The sequence below is a fragment of the Edaphobacter sp. HDX4 genome, from assembly GCF_036877565.1.
Lineage (GTDB): Bacteria > Acidobacteriota > Terriglobia > Terriglobales > Acidobacteriaceae > Edaphobacter.
In genome coordinates this window covers 180,889-202,011 of record NZ_JAEDXW010000004.1, presented here as the reverse complement: position 1 = coordinate 202,011, position 21,123 = coordinate 180,889, and the positions used below count along the sequence as shown (strand labels likewise).

The 21,123-nt window shown below is 60.2% G+C and carries 16 protein-coding genes; 9 read left to right on the top strand and 7 right to left on the bottom strand.

Annotated elements, in window-relative coordinates:
* Position 1: 1 nt before the first annotated feature.
* The 4 genes from JAO29_RS06360 to JAO29_RS06345 all read right to left on the bottom strand — a co-directional run bounded on the left by JAO29_RS06360 (position 2) and on the right by JAO29_RS06345 (position 5,267).
* Positions 2-1,159, bottom strand: coding sequence for an efflux RND transporter periplasmic adaptor subunit (locus JAO29_RS06360; protein ID WP_334267352.1), 1,158 nt, complete (start codon positions 1,157-1,159; stop codon positions 2-4).
* 1 nt (position 1,160) lies between these two features.
* On the bottom strand, positions 1,161-2,615 hold the full coding sequence (locus tag JAO29_RS06355) for a TolC family protein (RefSeq protein WP_334267351.1): 1,455 nt from the start codon (positions 2,613-2,615) through the stop codon (positions 1,161-1,163).
* 4 nt (positions 2,616-2,619) lie between these two features.
* On the bottom strand, positions 2,620-2,898 hold the full coding sequence (locus JAO29_RS06350) for a hypothetical protein (protein WP_334267350.1): 279 nt from the start codon (positions 2,896-2,898) through the stop codon (positions 2,620-2,622).
* Between the two features lie 206 nt (positions 2,899-3,104).
* Positions 3,105-5,267 carry a sigma 54-interacting transcriptional regulator gene (locus JAO29_RS06345; RefSeq protein WP_334267349.1) on the bottom strand — a complete coding sequence of 721 codons (2,163 nt, stop codon included), beginning with the start codon at positions 5,265-5,267 and terminating at the stop codon, positions 3,105-3,107.
* A 193-nt stretch (positions 5,268-5,460) separates the two neighbouring features.
* Between JAO29_RS06345 and murC the strand changes: the two genes are divergently transcribed.
* The 8 genes from murC to tsaE all read left to right on the top strand — a co-directional run bounded on the left by murC (position 5,461) and on the right by tsaE (position 18,128).
* On the top strand, positions 5,461-6,876 hold the full coding sequence (gene murC / locus JAO29_RS06340; RefSeq protein WP_334267348.1) for a UDP-N-acetylmuramate--L-alanine ligase: 1,416 nt from the start codon (positions 5,461-5,463) through the stop codon (positions 6,874-6,876).
* Positions 6,877-7,138: 262 nt separating this feature from the next.
* Positions 7,139-8,356, top strand: coding sequence for a cell division protein FtsQ/DivIB (locus JAO29_RS06335; RefSeq protein WP_334267347.1), 1,218 nt, complete (start codon positions 7,139-7,141; stop codon positions 8,354-8,356).
* On the top strand, positions 8,353-9,585 hold the full coding sequence (gene ftsA / locus JAO29_RS06330; protein ID WP_334267346.1) for a cell division protein FtsA: 1,233 nt from the start codon (positions 8,353-8,355) through the stop codon (positions 9,583-9,585). The genes JAO29_RS06335 and ftsA overlap by 4 nt, the downstream gene beginning before the upstream one ends.
* A 195-nt stretch (positions 9,586-9,780) precedes the next feature.
* The gene (locus tag JAO29_RS06325; RefSeq protein WP_334267345.1) at positions 9,781-12,972 is read left to right on the top strand and encodes an alpha-L-rhamnosidase; all 3,192 of its coding nucleotides are present in this window, start codon (positions 9,781-9,783) and stop codon (positions 12,970-12,972) included.
* 108 nt (positions 12,973-13,080) lie between these two features.
* Positions 13,081-14,550, top strand: a complete 1,470-nt coding sequence (gene ftsZ, locus JAO29_RS06320; protein WP_334267344.1) for a cell division protein FtsZ — start codon at positions 13,081-13,083, stop codon at positions 14,548-14,550.
* Between the two features lie 195 nt (positions 14,551-14,745).
* Positions 14,746-15,942, top strand: a complete 1,197-nt coding sequence (locus tag JAO29_RS06315; protein ID WP_442886332.1) for a penicillin-binding transpeptidase domain-containing protein — start codon at positions 14,746-14,748, stop codon at positions 15,940-15,942.
* A gap of 108 nt (positions 15,943-16,050) precedes the next feature.
* On the top strand, positions 16,051-17,658 hold the full coding sequence (locus JAO29_RS06310) for an NAD(P)H-hydrate dehydratase (protein ID WP_334267342.1): 1,608 nt from the start codon (positions 16,051-16,053) through the stop codon (positions 17,656-17,658).
* Between the two features lie 17 nt (positions 17,659-17,675).
* Positions 17,676-18,128 carry a tRNA (adenosine(37)-N6)-threonylcarbamoyltransferase complex ATPase subunit type 1 TsaE gene (gene tsaE, locus JAO29_RS06305; protein ID WP_334267341.1) on the top strand — a complete coding sequence of 151 codons (453 nt, stop codon included), beginning with the start codon at positions 17,676-17,678 and terminating at the stop codon, positions 18,126-18,128.
* Positions 18,129-18,437: 309 nt separating this feature from the next.
* Here tsaE and JAO29_RS06300 read toward each other — a convergent pair whose 3' ends face one another.
* The 3 genes from JAO29_RS06300 to JAO29_RS23450 all read right to left on the bottom strand — a co-directional run bounded on the left by JAO29_RS06300 (position 18,438) and on the right by JAO29_RS23450 (position 20,424).
* A complete protein-coding gene (locus JAO29_RS06300; protein ID WP_334267340.1) occupies positions 18,438-19,598 on the bottom strand; it encodes an SPL family radical SAM protein in 1,161 nt (386 codons plus the stop codon).
* A gap of 275 nt (positions 19,599-19,873) precedes the next feature.
* Positions 19,874-20,140, bottom strand: coding sequence for a hypothetical protein (locus JAO29_RS06295; protein WP_334267339.1), 267 nt, complete (start codon positions 20,138-20,140; stop codon positions 19,874-19,876).
* Positions 20,071-20,424, bottom strand: coding sequence for a VOC family protein (locus JAO29_RS23450; RefSeq protein WP_442886331.1), 354 nt, complete (start codon positions 20,422-20,424; stop codon positions 20,071-20,073). Before JAO29_RS23450 ends, JAO29_RS06295 begins: the two co-directional genes overlap by 70 nt.
* A 185-nt stretch (positions 20,425-20,609) precedes the next feature.
* Here JAO29_RS23450 and JAO29_RS06290 point away from each other — a divergent pair, with 185 nt between their 5' ends.
* Positions 20,610-21,110: a MarR family winged helix-turn-helix transcriptional regulator gene (locus tag JAO29_RS06290; protein ID WP_334267338.1), complete on the top strand. Its 501-nt coding sequence runs from the start codon at positions 20,610-20,612 to the stop codon at positions 21,108-21,110.
* Positions 21,111-21,123: the final 13 nt, after the last annotated feature.

The following is a 21,123-nucleotide window of genomic DNA, read 5'->3' as shown; positions in this document are numbered from 1 at the left end:
GCTATTGCACCACCCGGATCTCTTCGTTGTCGTGGAGCATCTGGGCTCCGGTGGTGATTACTTCCTGGTTGAGCGTCAGGCCGCTGCGAACTTCCATATCCCGGCCGATACCACGGCCGATCTCGATGGGTTGCAACTTAGCGAACGTATGACCGCCTTCCTGGCGCGGCACATAGACGGCAAAACCGGATCCGCCGTTGATGTGCACCACGGATTCGATGGGTGCAGTGAGCACGCGCTCACTGCTGCCGTCCTGCATCAGTTCAAGCGAGCCGATCATTCCAGGTCTTAGCCTGTTGTCCTGATTGAGCAGCGAAACCTCGACCGTGAACAGATGGCTATTCGAATCGCTCGTCGGCGAAACAGCTGTGACCGTCGCGGGGACAGGCTGGATTGCACCCGGCAGATTAAGGAGAATCTTCCTGCCCTTGGGAACACTGTGCAGAAGCGTGTCGGGAACCGTGAAGTCCGCCTTCAGGATGTGTATGTCGGCGATCTGGAAGGCAGTTGTACTGCTTGCGACGATGTCGCCTAATTCAATCTGACGGCTCACGACAACGCCGCTGAAGGGTGCATTGATCACCGTATCGCGCAAGGCAAGCTGCGCCTGAGCGATGCTGGTCTGGTTTTGCAGAATCGCGGCTTCCGCGCCTTTAACCGAGGCATCGGCGGCAAGCTTCTGCTGCAGCGCCTGATCGTAGTTCTGCTTTGTCAGGCTAGCCTCGCGATAGAGGTTAGCCGCCCGGTCAAAGTTGACCTGGGCGAGTTGTTGACTGGCCTGCGTGGAGGCAAGGGACGCCTTTGCCTGCGCGAAGCCCTGTTGTGCAGTTTCCAGCTGGTGCTGGTAGTCGGCGGTGCGAACGCGCGCCAGTCTAAGCCCGGCGGGAGCGGGATCGCCCATCGTGATCTCTCGCATGCGCCCATCGGCTCCGCGCGTTTCGGCAATCTGCTCGACGATTCCCGCAGACTTGAATCCAAGGTTCGCCTGCCGATTGGGAAGCAGGGAGAACGAGTAACGGGTCTCGCTGCCGGCCTCGGCTGCCGAGACGGTTCCGAGCCGCACGGACGGAGGAATCGGGGCAGGAATTTGCTGCTGACAACCGCACACGAGTGCTATTGGCAACAGCATTGTGAGGTGCTGATGGATCTTCTTGTTCATGTCAGTCTCTCCCCAAGGCTTGATCGAATGCGGCGCGGGCATTCCAATATGCCGTGAGCGCCTGGGCATAGTTCTGCGATTGCACATGGTCCTCCGCTGCCTGTTTCAGGACATCGGAAAGAAGGGCCGTGTGCTGCCGGAACTGGTTCTGAGTTTCGCGTAGCTGTTCGGCGCTCGCTTGCCTGGCCAGAGATGCCGCCTCGACAAGTTGACGCGCGAGCGCCAGGGCACGAAATGTCTGATCGACATTCATCGTGACTTGCTGTGTGGTTTCGTCGGTTGATAGTGACTGCTGCTTTGCGGCATCGCGGAGCCCGACGATATTCGTATGGCGATTTCCCCAGTCCCACGGGTTTTTCCATTGCAGGCTGACCCCGGCTGTGGCGAAGCTCTGAGGCAGAAAGCTCACGTTCTGGGCGCTCAGGTATGTAATCTGTGCGCTGATATCCGGAATGTATCCCGCCTTCTCCTGCTTGACGGCGAGTTCCGCCTTCTTCTCCTGAAGCATTGCTTCCCGTAGTTCCGGGCGCTGTTTGAGCGCAGCTGCTCTCGCATCTGTGAGGCTTATTTCCTCCGGCGAGGCAGGCGGCAACTCTTCAACGGTAAAGTCGGTATCCAGGTCACGGCCCAGGAGATTGTTCAGCTGCTCCCTGGCATTGGTCATGGCATTCCGGTCGCTGTCGAGGCTATAGCGAGCCTGCACGAGAGAAGACTCTGCCTTGAGCTCATCCGACTGCAGCGCATGCCCCTGTGCTGCACTGTTCTTTGTTACCCTGAAAGCCTCTTCCAGAGCTTGTACCTGTGCCTGGTCGCTGTCGATCTGCACTCGCTGAGTGCAGATCTGGTGATATGTCTGCCGTACCTGCAGGGTCACCGACTGATGTTGCGAACGGAGCTGCTCACTGGCAATCTTTTGATCGACGCGCGCACTCTCGACCGAGAGATGAATCCTATAGAGCTGAGAAATCGGCTGTGCAAAGCTACCCCTGATGAATCCTGTGATTTGCGCATTTCCCGAGATGTTCGCATTCTCACTCGGAATGGGACCCGTGCCCGGATACGTGCCGAGTGTTCCCTTGGGGATGGTGAGGTTGAAATCCGCTAAGGGGTAGCCGCTCAGGATCTGAAGGTCGGATTGCGGATAGAATCCGGTTTTCGCCTGCTTTACGGATTGAATCGCGCGGTCGATGGCGATCTCCGAGCTCTTCGTCGGCCTGTTTGCTGAGCGCGCAATGTTCACTGCATACGCTTCGGTTAGAAGCGGTGGCGCCGCTGATGTCTGGGCGATGGAGTCCACGCTGCAAACCAGGAGCGCAACCGCGATCAGAGCGAGTCGCTCTACTTGAGCGACTCGCGCAATCTTCCGCTTGTCCCGCAGCTCTGCAGCGGATTGTTGCGGGAAAACGCTGTTACGGAGTGCCCGGCGATGTGGCACGCTGAAATGCGAACGAATCATTTCGTTATGACCTCTTCCGTGCGAGTTGCTTCAGGATTTCTCTGGTGAACAGGCCGGAGCCGCAAACCTCGACGCCGTCATTCATCAGATCGAGAAGGATGTCTTCCCCCTCCTGGCTGATCACAGTGAGGCGTTGCATTTCGACGACGAGCTTCCGGCCCTTCAGTTGTGTTCGGGCCTGTTCACAGGCGTTCTTCAACTCGGTCGTCCACGGGGCAATGAGCTTGCCCTCCACGACAACCCGGAGCTGTTCTTCTTCCTCAATATTGGTGATCTTCAGCATCGCCTATGGCTCCCACGCAGATGGAATAAGCAACGCGGATGCCAAAGCCGGACAGCTGTAACTGATTCATTTGTCAAAGGCGACAGAGCCTGCGTCTAACCGACAGTCGGAAGTGTCGCCAGTCAACTCCAACAGGCGAAGAGCCTGCGGGAGGCTGGTTCGACTTAACCGGTTCTTGACAGAGAAGTGAGGTTGCAACGGGCGAATCAGGCGTACTGCCGGGGATCGATGCCGAATTTCTTGATGCGCGTGATCAGAGTGCTGCGGTTGATTCCCATGCGCGCAGCAGCTCCATCGGCGCCTGCCACCCGGCCCTTGCTTTCTTTCAGGGCGCGGATGATCTCTTCCCGCTGCTTCTGGGAGTGCTCGTCGGAGAGATCTCGGTTTCCCTTGAGGGCGGCGATGGTTTCCTTCACAATTCTCGCGATATCTTCCTGCCCAGGCTCAGGGGTGGCAGAGACGGAGTTGCTGCTTACCTTGCGCAGTCCTGAGATCGGCGCTTCCAGTGAGCTGCCCCGAGTCAAGATGACGGCGCGCTCAATAAAGTTCTCCAACTCACGGATGTTCCCCGGCCACTCCCATGCGATCAGGCCCTTCATCACCGCGGTAGGAATGCTTTCAATCTTCTTTTGCATTTGGTCGGCAAATTTCTGGACGAAATAACTCACCAGAAGAGGAATGTCTTCCCGGCGGTCCCTCAGCGGAGGAATGCGAATCGGGAAGACGTTCAGCCGGTAGAATAGATCGCTGCGGAACTCCCGGTTCGCGACCATCTGCTCGAGGTCGCGGTTGGTCGCCGCCACCAGCCGTATATTGACTCTTCGTGTGATGGTGCTGCCCAGCCGTTCAAATTCCCGCTCCTGCAATGCCCTCAGAAGCTTGGGCTGAATCTCCGCGGGAATGTCGCCCACCTCGTCCAGGAACAGCGTGCCCTGATCGGCGAGCTCCATGCGCCCGACCTTCTGGCTGACCGCTCCTGTAAAGGCTCCCTTTTCATGTCCGAACAGCTCGCTCTCCAGCAGGCCGGTGGGAATGGCGGCACAGTTCAGCTTCACAAAAGTGCTGCTGCTGCGCCGGCTGCGGTCGTGAATCGCGCGAGCGACCAACTCTTTGCCGGTTCCAGTCTCGCCCAGCAGCAGAACCGTGGAATCGCTCGGAGCCACTGTCTCCACTAGTTGCAGGAGTTCTCGGAGCGCATCGCTGTTGCCAACGATCTGTTCGTAATTCCCCTCGCTGCGAATCTCTTGTTCGAGATAAAGCTTCTCCTGAGCCAGCTTGTCTTTTAACTCGGAGATCTCGCGGTAGGCCAGTGCGTTTTCGATCGCGATTGCGATCTGGCTCCCGGCCTTGCTCACAAACTCGGTATCCTCGGGCGTAAACAGATCATCGCTCCTGCGGCCGAAGACGATGACTCCTACGGCGCGTCCGCGGTTCACCAGCGGGATGACACAAAGGCTCTTCACGCCTTCGGCCACCGACATCTCGTACGCCTGGGGAGAAACATCGACGGTGTCCGCCGTCCTGACGATGACCGGCTTCAGTGTTTCGAAAGCCTTTTTGACGGGGGCGTTTGCTGCGGGAGTAGCCAGCAGATCTTCTTTGGCAAATCCTTTCCCCTGGGGAAAATCCAAAGCAAACACCCTGAATGTTCCGGCTGTTTCTTCGGGGAGGCAAATGCCGGCAACATCGCATTGCATCACTTCGCGGACGTTCGATGCGACTGCGCGCAGGACCTCTCGCAGGTCGAGGTTTGAAGTGATCCGGCTGGTCAGATCGAGCAGGAGCTGGATTCGGTCGTTTTGCCGCTTCAGATCTGTTTGTGCTTTCTGGGCACGGCTGACACCCAGACCGGCATCGATGGCTATGGCCGTCATCCGCGCAATGAGGCACAGGAAGCCAATGTCTTCGGCGCTGTAAACGGTCCCCCGGGGGCCGGCGATGCCCAGTGTCCCCACTCGCCGCTGGGGAGTGACGAGGGCCACGCGTATCACAGGGCCGATACTCTCCGCGCCCAAGGCTTTGGCCGCGAGCGCCGCCTTCAGGTACGGAAAGCGCCCGTCGCTGCTCCACTCTGGAATGTGCAGCGGCTCCCGGTCGCCCTGCCGGTGCCACATCCTCATCTCTTCAGCGGGCAGATCCGGCAAGGGCAATGGGCCTCTGCCCCAGGCCACCTGTTCGATCTCGTTGGAATCCTCGCGGAAGAGGGCCACATCGAGATGATCGAAGGAGAGGAATTCGCTCAGATGCATGGCGAGAGCTTTTGACAGCTCTTCAAGATCGCGGCAGACCGCGAGGGCGTCGGTGATGGGAACAGCGGCGTAATAACGCCTCAGCGTGCCTTCCGACGGGATGTGTACTTCCTCGCTCATGTCGTTCTGTGTAAAGGGAGGCTTAGACTGCCCGGTGGTTCTCCCTCGAAAGGAGGGATGAATCAGCGCACTAGATCATTGTAGCTACAGGGTACCGAACCCAGGTCCGGTTCGTCCGCACAGGGAGAAACCGTAGGTTTGGGTGTGGATTCGCGGTTCCGGGGGTGCTTTGTTGCTGCTGTAGAGTGGGGGTATGCCGGTTACAAGCGCACCTTCTGCACCTCTTTTCTTTGCTCGCTCACTCCGTATTCATTTCATTGGGATTGGCGGCATTGGGATGAGCGGGATCGCGGAGATTCTGCTGACGATGGGATATACGGTCTCTGGCAGCGACCTGCGGAGGTCGGCCGTGACGGAGCGCCTGGTGGGGCTGGGCGCGCGGATCTTCGAAGGGCATGCGGCGGCGAATGCAGCCGGGAGCGATGTCGTGGTGACGAGCTCGGCTGTGAGTCCGACGAATCCGGAGGTCCTGGAGGCGCGGTCGAGCAAGGTTCCGGTGATTCAGCGGGCGGAGATGCTGGCGGAGCTGATGCGGCTGAAGTATGGGATCGCGGTGGCGGGGATGCACGGCAAGACGACGACGACGAGCATGGTGGCGTCGGTTCTGGCGGCGGGAGGACTGGATCCGACGGTTGTTGTTGGGGGAAGGGTCAACGCGCTGGGCTCAAATGCGCGGCTGGGGAATTCGCAGTACCTGGTGGCGGAGGCGGATGAGAGTGACCGCTCGTTTCTGAAGCTTTCGCCGGTGCTGGGAGTGGTCACGAACCTGGATCGCGAGCACATGGACTGCTACCGCGACATGGCGGACGTGGAGGCGGCGTTCGTCGAATTTATGGACCGGGTACCGTTCTATGGAGCGTCGGTGGCGTGCGTGGATAATCCACTGCTGCGGGCGGTGCTGCCACGAGTCAGGCGCAGGCTGTATACGTACGGCGAGAGTGCGGATGCGGACTTCCGGCTACGGATGCTGGACCGGGACGGCGTAGGGTTTTCGCGGTTCGAGGTGAGTTATCGGGGCGCTGTGATGGGACCATTCACGCTGCATGTTCCGGGAAGGCATAACGTGCTGAACGCGACAGCGGCGCTGGCAGTGGGGGTGCAGCTGGGGGTGGCTTCTGAACAGATTGCGGCGGGGCTGGATGGGTTTCGGGGAGTGGACCGGCGGTTCCAGGTGAAGGGCAAGGTGCGGGGGGTCACAGTGGTGGACGATTATGGCCATCACCCGACGGAGATTGTGGCGACTCTCAAGGCGGCGCAGGAGTGTGGCTACGGCAGGGTTCTGGTGCTGTTTCAGCCGCATCGGTATACGCGTACGCGGGATCTGATGAAGGAGTTCGTAGAGTCGTTTGCGGACGCGGAGCGGGTCGAGATTCTGGATATCTACGCTGCCAGCGAGGAGCCGATCGCGGGGGTCACGACCGAGGCGCTGGTTGGGGCGATCGGGAGGGTCGAAGTGCGCTATGCGCATTCCGTCGCCGAGGGTGTGGACGCGTTGATCGAGGATGCCTGTGAAGGCGATGTAATCGTGACCATGGGGGCGGGGAACGTATCGCAGGCTGCGGGGCTGGTGCTGGAACGCCTGGAGGCAAGGCAGACTGTGACCGGGTGAAGTCACGGGTTGCCAAGGATAGCAGAAAGGTGGGAGTGACAGCGGGGGTGAGTTCCTGAAAGGGTACAAGAGGAAACTTGGCGGGCGGCCCGGCGGTATTCGCGGGATATAGTCGAAATGGCGATTCTCCGCGGCCCTGCTCAGGTTGCGAAGTAAAGAAGGATCTTCGAAGCGTGGATCGGCGGTGCTGGATGCGCCGGAGCCGGAGTACGCGTCGGAGGAGACGAGGGTTCCGGAAGGTTCGCCTGCGCCGAAGAGGACGATGGCACGCGAGTTCATAGATTACGAGGATGAGTTCGAAGACGACGCTCTGCCGACGCGCAGGCGGTCGAATGGAGTGCGTGTCAAACTCCGTGGAGGTCTTCCTCGCTCTCGCGGGGGAAAGATAGCTGCGGCGCTTGCGCTGGTAGTACTGGCTGGGCTGGGCTGGGCCGGCTGGATGGTGACCCGGAACGCAGTTCTGCACGATGAGAGATTCATGATTCCGTCGGCGACGGCGATTGAGATCCAGGGGAACTCCCACGTGGCCAGGGCGGAGTTGATAAGCCTGTTTGGCGAAGATATCGAACGGAATCTGTTTCGCGTGCCGCTGGAGCAGCGAAAGGCTGAGCTGGAAGAGCTGCCGTGGGTGGAGCATGCGACGGTGATGCGGCTGCTGCCGAACCGCCTGCGCGTGGCGATTACGGAGAGAACGCCGGTCGCCTTCGTGAGGCAGGGGAATCACATCGGGTTGGTCGATGCCAACGGCGTTCTGCTGGACATGCCCACGGACGCGCAGGCGAAGAGCCATTACTCGTTCCCGGTGGTGACGGGACTGGAGGCCAAGGATCCGTTGTCGCTGCGAGCCGCACGGATGAAGCTCTACGAGAGGTTTATCCAAGATATGGATAATGGCGGGGAACGGATCTCGGAGAAGATGAGCGAGGTGGACCTCTCAAGTCCTGAGGACGTAAGAGCCCTGGTGCAGGATAAGGGAGGCGAGGTGATGGTTCACTTCGGCGAGGACAACTTCCTGGATCGCTATAAGAAATTTCAAGAGCATCTCCCGGAGTGGAGGAGCCTGTACCCTCACCTGGCGGCAGTGGATATGCGCTATGAGCGGCAGGTGGTTCTGGAGATGCAGCAGGGAACGACGGCTCCGGTAGTGGGAGAGCAGCAGGCCTCAGCAGACGGGGCTAACAGTTCTGCCGCAAAACCTGTGCCTTCTTCTGCAACGTCCGGACATGCGGCAGGAACGCACTTAGCGACTCCGGCGAAGAGGGTAGTTGTGAAGCCTTCCACGAAGGGCAAAAAGCCGGCGTCCAAAAAAGGAGTTCCTTCCAGGCGAGGGGCGCTGGAGCCGAACTCTTCCGCTCCTTCTGTTTCAACGCTGAAGGCCAGCCTGGAATCAGGCTGGGTTCATCCCGGCGCAAGAGCAGAAGCAGTACCGGGCTCGAGTGTAGAGGTACAGTATCATTCGCCGCAGGTGGTTCATCCATGAAGACCCAGAGGCCCGAAAGCCTGATTACCGTGCTGGATGCCGGAACCACAAAGAGCTGTGTGCTCGTGGCCGAGCTGCACGATGGTGTGTTGCGTTATCGAGGCCACGGAATCGAGCCGTCGCAGGGGATGCGGAAGGGCTTGATCGCCGAGCTTGGACCGGCGGCGGAGGCCATCAATCGCGCCGCTCTCACAGCTGAACGCGCGTCGAAGACGGCGATCGAAACAGCGGTGGTAGGGATTGGCGGGACTCATATCCGAGGCATGAACTCGCGTGGAGGCATCAGCCTGGGAAGCCGGATGCGCGAGATTACGCGCGAAGAGGTGAGGGCGGCGGTCGACCGGGCGCGCAGCATTGCGCTGCCAGCGGATCGGGAGGTGCTTCATCTTCTGCCGCAGGAGTTCATTCTTGACGATCAGCCGGGCATTCACGACCCGATCGGAATGGTCGGAAACAAGCTGGAGGTAAACCTGCACCTCTCGACCTGCTCCGGCGGAGTAGCGCAGAGCGTGATTACCTGTGCCAACCGGGCAGGGCTCGAGGTGATCGACACCGTCTATGAGGGCATTGCTTCGGCGGAGGCGGTTCTTTCCGCAGATGAGCGCGAGCTTGGAGTGTGCATCGCTGATATTGGGTCGAGCACAACGGAGCTGGCTATATTTTTCGAGGGCTCGGTCGCCCATACGGCTGTGCTGCCGATCGGCGGCGATCACTTCACCAACGACCTGGCGGTCGGCCTGCACGTCACGGTGGAAGAGGCAGAGTATCTGAAGAAGACCTATGGTCACTGCGTGGTGACGGCGGTGCCGCAGTCGAACGAGATCGAGGTGGGTGGTGACCTGGCGATCTCGGGCGGTCAGCCGGCTCGACTGGTGCGGCAGAGATTTCTGGCGGAGATCCTGGAACCGCGGGCGCGCGAACTGTTCACGATGATGCGGGATAATCTGCGCCATGGCGGGGTGCTTGAGGCGCTCGGAGCGGGATGTGTCTTTACGGGCGGAGGATCGCAGCTGTCAGGACTGCTCGACAATGCGGAGAGCCTGCTGCGGGTGCCTGCCCGGATTGGATACCCGGTGCCGTTGTCGAAGATGCCTGAAGAGCTGGTGAAGCCGGAGTTCGCCACGATGATCGGGATGCTGTTGTACACGCATCGGACCCAGGTGCGAAAGGCCAGTGAGGAGCAGGGTCTGCGATCGAAGCTGAGGTCGATCTTCGCGGGCAGCTTCTAGATAGCGCTCAGTTAAGTAGCGGACCATTTGGTGAAGCTGGTTTCTTGAGGGATGGAGATGCCTCCGTCTTTCTGTTGACTGGTCCGCGGAGATCTCCTGGCCCAGCGAGACTCCTATTTATCTGGAAAGTGTGAAGGTGCGCCGCATTCGAGCGGCATCGAGTAGCATGTTGCTCTGTTTTCGATGCGAGGTCGAATGGGAATCCCATGCTCTTTCAAAGTGCGTCACGGTATTGCCGTGCTGCTTGTGGCTGCAGTCCAGGTGGCATATGCCGCACCGGTGAATCTGCGAGTAGAGCGGCGGGTAGATCCGCTGGGAATCGACGTGATGCGTCCGACGTTTTCATGGCAGAGCGACAGCCTGGAGCGTGACTGGAAGCAAAGTGCTTACCGGGTGCGTGTAGCTAGCACACGTGCGGTGCTGGCGGCCGGAAAGGCAGATGTATGGGATAGCGGACGGGTGACATCGTCGGAGAGCGTAGGAATTGCGTATGCCGGCCCGGAGTTGAAGTCGCGCGAACGATACTACTGGGCCGTGGAGGTGTGGGACGGCCATAACAAGTCGGCACATCCCGTGGGCTCGTCATGGTGGGAGATGGGGCTGCTGCGTCCGGAGGACTGGACGGCGAATTGGATCTATCGCGAGGACGAGGAGGCCGCGACGGAGCTGCGGGAGATGAAGGTGATCGGGTCTCCGGCAGCAAAACTGGAGAAGGCCGAGCAGCCTCGCAAGGTGGCGTTCCGGTATCAGTTGCATCTTGAGGAGAAGTTGTTTGCGGCGAGCCTGCATGTCTATTCGCCGGGGAAGTTCACCACAAGGGTGAACGGTACAGTGGCGGGGCACAAGGCGGATTGGAACGCTTTTGACCGCGAGGAGATTGGAGACCTGCTTCACTATGGTGCGGGCCCCGCCGGCGACAACCTGATCACCTTCGATGTGGATGCCCAGAGCGCGCGCAACGGAGAGCTGCCGCTTCCGGCGACGGTGGCGGCGGTGCTCCGGCTGGAGCAGAGCCCTGGGAAGCATAAAGTCATCGTGACGAACCGGGACTGGCAGGCGAGCAACAACACGGACTGGGCTGCTGCGAAGGAGCTTGGTCCTGTGAGTGAACAGCCGTTGGAGCCTGCGATGTTCGGTCCGCCGAAGACAGCGCCGACTCGGATCGACAGCGAGACCTCGCTGCTGCGCAAGGAGTTTTCTGCGCAGGGCGGCGTCGTTTCAGCGCGCCTGTATGTGACCGCGCTTGGCAGCTATCGCTTCTTCCTGAACGGACATCGCGTTGGAAATGACGTGCTGACGCCCGGGTTCACTGATTTTAATAAACGCGCGCTGTACCAGACGTACGACGTAACGGCGCTGATGGATCGCACAGGGAAGAACGTACTGACGGCGATGCTTGGTGCGGGATGGCACGGAAGCCCGATGCTGTGGATTGGAGCGCGCCTGTTTCCCGGCCCGGATCTGCTGAGAGCCCAGTTGGAGCTGCGCTATGCGGACGGATCGCGAAAGACGGTCGATACGGACGGAAGCTGGAAGGCAGCGTCGTCACCGATCGTCTCATCGGAGATCTATGCGGGCGAGGCCTACGATGCCCGGCTTGCGAACGAGGGCTGGGATGGGGCGAAGGCCGAGGGCAGCCAATGGAGCGCCGCTGTTGTGGGGAAGATTCCAGAGGGTATCGATGTGTCCGCTCAGCCGGATATGCCGATACACCAGACACAGACGGTCCATCCGGTATCCGTGAAGATGGCGAGCGGGGATGCGGTCTTCGACATGGGACAGAACATGGTCGGGGTGGCGCGGCTGCATGTACGCGGGCCAGCGGGGACGGTGGTAAGGCTGCGGTTTGCGGAGAGGCTGAATCCTGACGGAACAATCTATACGGAGAACCTGCGCAACGCAGATGCCACGGATACGTACATCCTGAGCGGGAAGGGGGAAGAGGTTTGGGAGCCGGCGTTCACCTTTCATGGATTTCGTTATGTGCAGGTTTCAGGCTACCCCGGGAAGCCGCTGCCCACGGCGATCGAGGGCGAGGTGTGGAACAGCCTTGAGCCGCAGCCGTCGTTTCGGTTGAAGACCTCGAGCGATCTGCTGAACAGTATGTATGAGCTCGGGATCTGGGGTCAGCGCGGGAACTTTGTCTCGATTCCGACCGACTGCCCGCAACGCGACGAGCGGTTGGGATGGATGGGAGATGCGGGGGTGTTCTGGCGGACAGGATCGTACAACTTCGATATCGATGCCTTTTCGCACAAGTTCATGCAGGATGTAGTCGATGCTCAGACTGCAGGTGGAGCGTTCAGCAATGTCTCGCCGGATCTGCTGGGAACGACGGATGCGCAGCCGGGAGCGCCGGGCTGGGGCGACGCGGGAGTCCTGGTTCCTTATGCAACATGGATGCAGTACGGCGATCGAACGATCCTCGAACGGAACTGGGCGGCGATGGAGCGGTGGATGGATTACATTCTGCGCACCAATCCGAATTACCTGAGGCAGAAGGATTTGGGAGCGAATTTCGCCGACTGGCTGGCTCCCGATCCGCGGAGTCCGAAGGACCTGGTGGGCACTGCTTACTGGGCTCTGCTGGCGTTACAGATGGAGGAGATGAGCACGGCACTCGGCCGTGCCGACGATGCAGCGAAGTACAAGTCGCTGTACGGCAGGATTGCCGAAGCGTACAGGCGTGAGTATGTCCACGCCGACGGCTCCGTCGCAGGCGATACGCAGACGGCGTACGTGCTGACGCTGTATGCGGGACTGGCTCCAAAAGGAAGTGAAAAGGAGATGATGGAGCGCCTGGTGAAGGACATCGAGGCGCACCAGAACCACCTGACGACGGGCTTTCTCGGAACGCCATTTCTCATGTTTGTGCTGGAGGAGCATGGGCGGGCAGATGTTGCGTACAAACTGCTGCTCAGCGACACGTATCCATCGTGGGGATACATGGTGAAGAAGGGCGCAACGACATGGTGGGAACGATGGAACGGCGACACGGGAGATCCGGCGATGAACTCGTACAACCACTATTCGTTCGGTTCGGTGATGGCGTGGGTGTATCGGCGAGTTGCCGGGATCGACACAGATGCGATGGGTGCCGGATTCCATCATGTGACGATTCGGCCGCAGGTGGGATCGGGGCTGACCCATGTGCATGGAGAGTATGACTCGGCCTATGGCACGGTCACGACGGACTGGACCCGAGGAGCGGATGGAAAGATGGCACTGAGTGTGCATGTTCCTGCGAACAGCTCGGCGACGGTTTACCTTCCGAACGAGGGGGCGACGGCAGTCACCGAAGGCGGCAAGAAGCTGGAGGCGAGCAGCATGGATGGCTTCTTCGTGGTCCCGGTTGGGGCAGGGACCTACCGGTTTGCCCTCCGATGATGGATCAGGATCACGGACTGAACCAGCGATGGTACGGGTGGTGGAAAACATCAGTGTCCGGCTTCTGGGGATGATGTGAGAATTAGGTAGCGAAGGAGCCCTGCATCGATGCCTAATCTGCCTGAAGACGATATCCGTATCCACTATCACGACGAGATCCCCCGAGGGGCCAAGATCAAGGTGATAGGAGTGGGAGGCGGTGGAAATAACGCCGTGAATCGCATGATTGCGGCGAAGGTGGAAGGGGTTGAATTTATTGCGGCAAACACCGATGTTCAGGCCCTTACGGTCTCGAATGCTCCGGTAAAGCTGCAACTCGGGGTCAAGCTGACGAGCGGGCTGGGAGCAGGTGCGAACCCCGATGTGGGCAGGCGCGCTGCTCTGGAGGACTCCGACAAGATCATCGAGGCGCTCGAGGGCGCGGACATGGTGTTCGTCACGGCGGGACTCGGTGGGGGAACAGGAACGGGTGCGGCTCCGGTGATTGCCTCGCTGGCCAGCGAGATGGGTGCGCTTACGGTGGCGGTGGTGACGCGGCCTTTCGGTTTCGAGGGCAAGCGCCGCATGATGCAGGCAGAACGCGGCATGCAGGAGTTGCTGGAGTCGGTCGATACCGTTATTGTGATTCCGAATGAGAAGCTGCTGGCTGTAGCCAAGGATGCGGGCTTCTTCGAGAGCTTCCGTATCGCGGACGACGTTCTGCGGCAGGGCGTGCAGGGCATATCGGACATCATCACGATTCCGGGCGTCATCAACCGCGACTTCGCAGACGTGAAGACCACGATGGCGGGCATGGGCTATGCGGTGATGGGGACGGCGATGCGATCAGGCCAGGATCGCGCCGTGGAAGCCGCGATGGCGGCGATGGCTTCGCCGCTGCTGGAGTCCGGCGCAATCGACGGCGCAAGGGGCATCCTGATCAACATCACGGGTTCAAGCAATCTGAAGCTGAGCGAGGTGAACGAGGCTTCGACGATCATCCAGAACGCCGCGCATGAGGATGCCAACATCATCTTCGGAGCGGTACAGGACGAGTCGATGGGCGAAGAGGTAAAGATTACCGTGATCGCTACGGGCTTCAAGCAGCAGGAGATGCCCGCACGACGCGAGCGGATGCTGGCCGAAGCGACGCTGCCCACGGTGCGCTACGATATCCCGGTCGCCCGACCGGCAGCGCCGAGATTTCTGAGTGAGGATGTGCAGCGGGCTGAGTCTGCTCCAGTTGCCCCGGAGCGTCGCGAGCCTCCGATGGATAGTCGACCGGCGAACGGCGAATCCAGCCCCACCGCCCGCCACGCAGCAGAGCTGGTGCCGGTGCCGGCATCCGTCTTCGACGACGACTTTTTCCGGGGATCGCAGCCCAGAGTAACGGTACCGCAGCCGCCGGAAGAGCCGGTTCGCATGGACATTGGCCTCGAGAATACGGCTCACGCGACCGGCCCTGAGAGCATCCAAACCAGTAAGCCGATTGTGGATTCGGGCCTGCATTCGCCTTTTGCCGGAACCGCAGTAGCGCAGAGCGATCCCTCCGAGCCGGATGAGCTCGATATCCCAGCCTTTTTGAGGCGCGGACACTAGACGTTCAGGGCATCGGGCCGGCAGCGGCGAGTAGCATGGAAGTAGCATTTCCGGGAACGGAAAATATCCCTTAGGATGTTCTCAGATTCCCTGTTTCGAAACGGCAACCTGATTGCTGTTTTTGGGTTTAGAAGTAGAAGGAGTGCCTCGGTGTCTAAATGGGTCAGGATCGTCGGCGGGATCCTTCTGAGCCTGATGTTGGGTTCGGGAGCTGAGCTGGCCGCCATTACATCTTCCGGGAGTGTGAAACACCACTCATCGGGTACCAACCATGCGTCCGTCTCCAAGGCGCATCTTGCTTCCCGAAAGACGTCGAAGTCTGCAAAGACGACGAAGACGACGTCTGTGGTAAGTGTGTCTTCGAGGCACCGGCATGGAGCGCGAACAAAGCTGGCCGTTCGGCGGACGCGGCACTATGAGCACTTTTCTGCGAGCTCCTTCGCGGACAACCTGACTCTCGGAGATGCGACGGACGGAGAAGATCCGATCGTCCGCGCAGCCGCGATCGAAGCGCTCGGAAATATGAACGGCACGGCGCTGGTCATTGATCCTTCCGACGGAAGAATCCTGGCGATGGTCAACCAGAAGCTGGCTCTCTCGCGAGGCGCAGAGCCCTGCTCGACGATCAAGCTGAGCGTTGCTCTGGCCGCCCTTGAAGAGGGAATCGTCAAGAAGGACACCCCGGTCAATCTCGGCGGTCATTACCGCATGACGATGACCGATGCATTGGCTCACTCCAACAATGCGTACTTCGAGACGTTGGGTCGGTCCCTTGGATTTGAGCGGGTAAAGCACTACGCGAACGAGTTTGGCCTGGGAGAGCTGGCCGGGTATCACATCCAGGGTGAGCAGCTCGGAACCTACCCGGATGAGGAGCTTCCTGCCAAGCTGGGCGGTGTAGGGAGAATGTGCTCGTTCGGCGAGAGCGTTTCAATGACTCCGCTGCAGTTGGGCGCACTGGTATCGGCCATTGCGAACGGCGGAACCCTGTATTATCTGCAGCACCCGGAGAATGCGATCGATATCGCCACCTTCCAGCCCCGAGTGAAGCGCCAGTTGAACATCGCACCCCTCATCCCGGAGATCGTAGACGGAATGGAGGGAGCGGTTAGGTACGGCACGGCTCGCTCGCTGCGTACAAACTTCAGTGAGTTCCCGGTGATGGGCAAGACCGGAACCTGCTCGAACAACGGCACCCGGTTCGGATGGTTTGGCTCGTATGCGGATACTCCGAACGGCCGCATCGTGACCGTGTTCTTCCTGGAAGGTGGCCGGCCGACCTTTGGTCCCAAGGCTGCGGAGCTTACGGGACAGTTCTATCGCGCGCTTTGGGAGAAGAGCTACTTCACTCCGAAGACCCAACAGGCGTCCGGGGTGATGGGAACCGAGTAAGCGTCTCTCTCTTTGAAGCTTCAGGAGCCCTGCGTCATGCAGGGCTCTTTGTTTTTGCTTGAGGCGGCGTTTTTTGCCTGAGGCGACGTGATGGGGTAGAAGGGTGGAATGAGAGTTCTTACGGCAGCGGAGATGGGACAGACAGATCGGCGCACGGTCGAGGAGTTCGGAGTAGCCTTCGGAGCTTTGATGGAGGCTGCTGGAGAATCTGTCGCTACGTTTGCGAGGCGTCACTATCCAGATGCCCGTAGCGTAGTGGCGTTGTGCGGCAAGGGCAACAATGGCGGGGACGGTATGGTGGCGGCCCGGGTCCTGGCCGAGGCAGGATTGGCGGTGGAGGTGATCCTGTTGGGCAGGACCGCCGACGTGAAGGGGCAGGCAGCGGAAGCGTTGGCCCAGTTAACGGGTGAGACCAGTGTTCGGATTCATGAGATAGAGGACGAAGCTCGATTTAAGCTGGCCCTGGAGCAGAGTGGCGTAATCGCATACGCTGGTGGACAGAGTGTCGATCTGTTGCTGGATGCCCTCGTGGGGACAGGGTTCCAACCTCCGCTGCGTGGGCTGGCAGCGGCGGCTCGGGAACTCGTGAATCGGCTTACGATTCCGGTGCTTGCGGTCGATGTTCCGAGTGGATGGGACGCGGATTCAACGGAGCAAACGGTAGAGGGAGCCTTCCGCGCCGATGGGGTTGTGACCTTTACCGCGCCCAAGCTGGCACATGTGTTCGGGTATATGACAGCCGGGCCGGTGGTCGTTGCGGGAATCGGATCGCCGGATGAGGCGATTCCCGCGGGAGATGGGCTGAGCTGGATGGGGAGCTCGAAGGCGATTGCGGAGAAGCCGCGCGGAGTGAACTCGAACAAGGGGAAGTTTGGGCATGTGCTGCTGGTGGGCGGAAGCTATGGCACGGCTGGAGCACCTTCGATGGCATCGCTGGCAGCCTTGCGGACGGGTGCGGGGCTGGTGACGGCGGCGGTGCCGAAGTCGATTGTCGATGTGGTCGCTGGGGTAGCACCGGAGCTGATGCTCAAGCCGCTGGAGGAAGGTCCAGAGGGCGCGGTGGCGCTTTCGAATGTGGAGGGCCAACGACTGGAGGAGCTGCTGAAGCGCATCACCGTACTTGCGGTTGGGCCTGGTCTTTCGCAGCGGGGAGAGGCAGGGAAGGTTGCGCGGGAGCTGTTGGCGAAGACGAAGATCCCGATGGTGATCGATGCCGATGGATTGAATGCCTTCGATGGGCGGGACGATCTGCTGCATGGTGAGGGCAGAACGCTGGTGCTGACTCCGCACCCCGGCGAGATGGCGCGGCTGGCGGGCCTGACGATCAAGGAGGTGGAGGCGGACCGCATTGGCCTGGCACGACGATTTGCCATCGAGCACAAGCTCACGCTGGTATTGAAGGGGTGGCGAACACTGGTGGCGCATCCTGATGGCCGAGTTGCGGTGAATACGACGGGCAATCCAGCGATGGCGAAGGGCGGAAGCGGCGATATTCTGACAGGAATTGTGGCCGCGATGCTGGCGCAGTTTCCAGACGACGTTGCGCGTGCGGTGGAGGCAGCCGTCTACCTGCACGGGCTGGCGGCTGATTTTGCAGCGCGCATGATGGACGAGCATACGGTACTCGCCACAGATACCGTGGCGCATCTGTCGGATGCGTTTCGCTACCGTGTAAAGGATCAGGACGGCTTCAGCTGGATCGCCGGGCTGCGTTGAAGGAAGAAAGGTGAAGATTGGCTAAAGAGTTTTCGCGAGAGAAGAGGTTCCGTACACGAAGTGTTGCTGGCACGCTGGCTCTGGGAGAGAGGATCGCCGAGATTCTGTCGCCTCCTCCGAAGCTGGTAGTGCTGCGGGGTGAGGTCGGGGCGGGAAAGACGACGCTGGTAAAAGGGATAGCGGCTGCGTTGGGTGCGGCCGGGGAAGAGGATGTAACGAGCCCGACCTTCACGCTGGTGCATGAGTACGTCGGGCCGAAGGTGAGGGTTTATCACCTGGACCTCTACCGTCTGGAGACGGAGCGCGAGCTGGCCACGCTGGGTCTTGAAGAGATGATCGCGGAGCCGGATGCGCTGGTGCTGGTGGAGTGGGGTGAGCGTTTTGAGAGCATCGTCTCGCGCATGGACGCGGAGATTGCTATGGAGCATGGAGAAGGCGATGAGCGCGGAATGATGGTGCGCTGGAACTGATGGGCTACGGCGCGATGGCTGTGTGTCCTCTGGTGTGCCGGAGAACAAAGGCAGATTCCTGCAGAGCGGAGCGACGCAGCGGTGAACCGGGATTGAAATCACTGACGAATCGAAGCGCTGCATTTGCTAAGTAGCAGGGAGCGGCAGGACTGCGGAGGTTTGCGGATGGCGCGTAGTGGCGTTGAAGTTTGCCGTCGGCGTTGCCTCATAGCAGAGAGATTGCGGCGGCGGGATCTCCGGACCAGAGCAGAGGGAATCAATCGAACTGTCCACGATGTTTGCATTGTTTTTCTCCCATGGCTGAAGGCCTCAGGCAAAGAGGCTTTGTTGTTGGGGTGAGCTGATATTGCGGGGTGGCTTCCGAGCGGCATGGATCTCGGGATCAGGGGGGCGTGGATCCTCAGGCACAGGGCCAGGGCTCGGCTCGGTGGGGCTGACGAGATCATCGTAGTCCTCACGCCAGCGACGATTGAGGCCATGGCGTTCGCGTGCCACGGCGACGAGATGACTGAGGTGCTGGGTGTATGACTTCGGGGCGAAGTCGGCTCGATCGAAGCGGCGGTGGTAGTCGGGGACGAGGTGAGGGAAGTGCTCCTGAACAAAGCTGAGGTAGGTGGGGCGTGAGCACGGCTTGAGGAACAACGGGTTGGCAGCGAAGAAGCTCGCGTTGGCCTCGGCGGAGTGACGGGCCATGCGGTCGATGGCTTCTTCGGTATCGGTGATTCCCGGCAGGAGTGGCGAGCAGAGGATGCCGGTGGTGATGCCGGCCTGGCGGAGCCGGCGAACCGTGTCGAATCGAAGATCTGGGCGAGGAGCACGGGGCTCGAGCAGCCGGGCGAGGGCAGCGTCGGGCGTGGTGATGGTGATGTGGACCGTGAGGCGATTGCGGCGGTTGATCTCCTGGAGGAGGTCGGTGTCGCGAAGGACCAGGCGAGATTTCGTGACGATGCCGATGTTGTAGCCGGAGTGGCGGGCGAAGACCTCCAGCAGGCTGCGGGTGATACGGGCGCGACGTTCGATGGGCTGCCAGGGATCTGTGGCGGTTCCGATGGCGATATGGTCGGTGGGGTGGTGGCGGCGGAGCTCCTGCTCGAGCAGCCAGGCTGCGTTCTGCTTGAGGAAGATGAGGCGCTCGAAGGTGTTGGGATCGCGGAAGTCTGGCTGACCGGGCTGCGGCGGCTGGTTCTGACCAGGCGCCATGAACTCGTGGGTGTACCGGGCGTAGCAATAGCGGCAGGCGAACTCGCACCCGCGATAGGGATTGATGCCCCAGGCCATCCACGTTATGCGTTTGGAGGCGATACGGCTGAGGACGCTGCGGACCTTGAGGGTGCGGAACTCGATGAGATGGCCGTCATCGGTGTGGGTGGACTCGAAGGCCATGCGTGCGATGCCGACGGGGAGCTGTGGAGATTGATCCTGGTTGAGGATGGGGAAGAGCGATTCGGCGGTCAAGGTTGTTTTCGCCATTTGTTCGCCTTTCTGAAACGAGCATAGGGCGGTCAGACGAATGCGTCAAGCGGGAGTTTTGAACAGGCAGGTTGGATTAGCCCCGGCGAGAACATCGGGGAATTTCTCCGTTTTGAATGACCGGCAGATCGAATTAAATGACGAGAAGCGCGTTTCTCGTTACTGATTCTTGGAGTGGAAGCCCGATGGCCCCTGTGGTCAACAGTTGAAGGAAGCCACACTCGCAAGGAGGGTTCTGCATGCTTCTGGAGCCGGCCTCCTTCGATGGACACGGCTTAGAATCGGGCACCCGGATCGAACGGCTGAGCTGGAGCAAATTCTCCAGCGACTGCACGCTTGTGAATGTCCCAGGGCGAGGCGCCCACCTCGCGTGCCGCAATCATCTTATCGGGGTCGACCTGGGCCGGCATTGCAGAAGCCGTGCTTTCAAGGTACTCCGTCGCGGTCCAAGGTTCGATGAAGACGTTGATGTTCAGCTCGACGACATTCTGATCCGGGTCCGCATAATAGAACGCGATCCCACACCATGGTCTGCAGCCCATGTCGGCCGGATCCCTCGTTTCTTGAGTCGGAGATAGGTTCCCAGCAGGTCGTCAAGGCTCGCGTACTCGAACGCCACATGCTGCAGTCCCGTGTGCTGTCGCTTCTCTGGATCAACCGACGCTCGTGGTATCTCGAAGAACACAATGCGGTGGTCCCTTTCGTCATTCGAGACGAAGGCAAACGCCAAAAACGGCGGGCCATTACGAGTTAGCCGTGCTATAGCCGGAATCTTTGAACGGTGATTGACCCTCATGCCAAGTACGTTGCGGTACCACTCGGTCATCACATCGATGTTGGCGGTGATCAGCCCATAGTGCAACAGTGTGGTGAATGATGGCTTCGGTGTTCATGTGCATTCTCCTGTCCACCTGGATTCGGAGTCATTGACTCCATGGCAGGCGGTTTCATATATTTGAATAATGCAGCATCTTAAAGATGCAGATTATTCTTTCTAGTCGCAGGCGACTTATGTCAACGGCAAGGACAACGGGGACCGCCAAACGAGCAGAGATGCTGCAAAGGCTGGGTGACCTCGCAAGAAGGTTCAGCACCAGAACGGTTTTTCTACATCAGGTGATCGCGCAGACTGTCGGTCTGAGCGCAACCGATACCAGGTGCCTCGACCTGATCCTTACCGACCCCGAGAACATGACGACGGCGGGACGGCTGGCCCATTTGAGCGGACTGACGACGGGCGCCATCACGCACATCCTCGACCGCCTCGAAAAACGAGGATTCATCAAGCGTGTGCGAGACACCGAGGACCGCCGCAAAGTCTTTGTCCGCGTGCAGGAAGAGAGCTTGGCTCCCGTGGTGCCGAAATACCGAGCGCTGGGCGAGGCATACAAGACCTTGGTCGAGCACTACACCGATAGCGAGCTGAAGCTGATCTTCGATTACATGGAGAAGATGTCCGAGATGAACGAGCGGCTGATGGCGGATGCAGTCGCTGCCCAGCGCGAGGGATGAAGCTGGGTACCAA

Coding starts and splice junctions, on each gene's coding strand:
- JAO29_RS06360 (WP_334267352.1), bottom strand. CDS start 1,159: ATGAACAAGAAGATCCATCAGCACCTCACAATGCTGTTGCCAATAGCA.
- JAO29_RS06350 (WP_334267350.1), bottom strand. CDS start 2,898: ATGCTGAAGATCACCAATATTGAGGAAGAAGAACAGCTCCGGGTTGTC.
- JAO29_RS06310 (WP_334267342.1), top strand. CDS start 16,051: ATGAGAGTTCTTACGGCAGCGGAGATGGGACAGACAGATCGGCGCACG.
- murC (WP_334267348.1), top strand. CDS start 5,461: ATGCCGGTTACAAGCGCACCTTCTGCACCTCTTTTCTTTGCTCGCTCA.
- JAO29_RS06355 (WP_334267351.1), bottom strand. CDS start 2,615: ATGATTCGTTCGCATTTCAGCGTGCCACATCGCCGGGCACTCCGTAAC.
- JAO29_RS06315 (WP_442886332.1), top strand. CDS start 14,746: ATGTTGGGTTCGGGAGCTGAGCTGGCCGCCATTACATCTTCCGGGAGT.
- JAO29_RS06335 (WP_334267347.1), top strand. CDS start 7,139: ATGGCACGCGAGTTCATAGATTACGAGGATGAGTTCGAAGACGACGCT.
- ftsZ (WP_334267344.1), top strand. CDS start 13,081: ATGCCTAATCTGCCTGAAGACGATATCCGTATCCACTATCACGACGAG.
- JAO29_RS06290 (WP_334267338.1), top strand. CDS start 20,610: ATGTCAACGGCAAGGACAACGGGGACCGCCAAACGAGCAGAGATGCTG.
- JAO29_RS23450 (WP_442886331.1), bottom strand. CDS start 20,424: ATGACCGAGTGGTACCGCAACGTACTTGGCATGAGGGTCAATCACCGT.
- JAO29_RS06295 (WP_334267339.1), bottom strand. CDS start 20,140: ATGGGCTGCAGACCATGGTGTGGGATCGCGTTCTATTATGCGGACCCG.
- JAO29_RS06345 (WP_334267349.1), bottom strand. CDS start 5,267: ATGAGCGAGGAAGTACACATCCCGTCGGAAGGCACGCTGAGGCGTTAT.
- JAO29_RS06325 (WP_334267345.1), top strand. CDS start 9,781: ATGGGAATCCCATGCTCTTTCAAAGTGCGTCACGGTATTGCCGTGCTG.
- JAO29_RS06300 (WP_334267340.1), bottom strand. CDS start 19,598: ATGGCGAAAACAACCTTGACCGCCGAATCGCTCTTCCCCATCCTCAAC.
- ftsA (WP_334267346.1), top strand. CDS start 8,353: ATGAAGACCCAGAGGCCCGAAAGCCTGATTACCGTGCTGGATGCCGGA.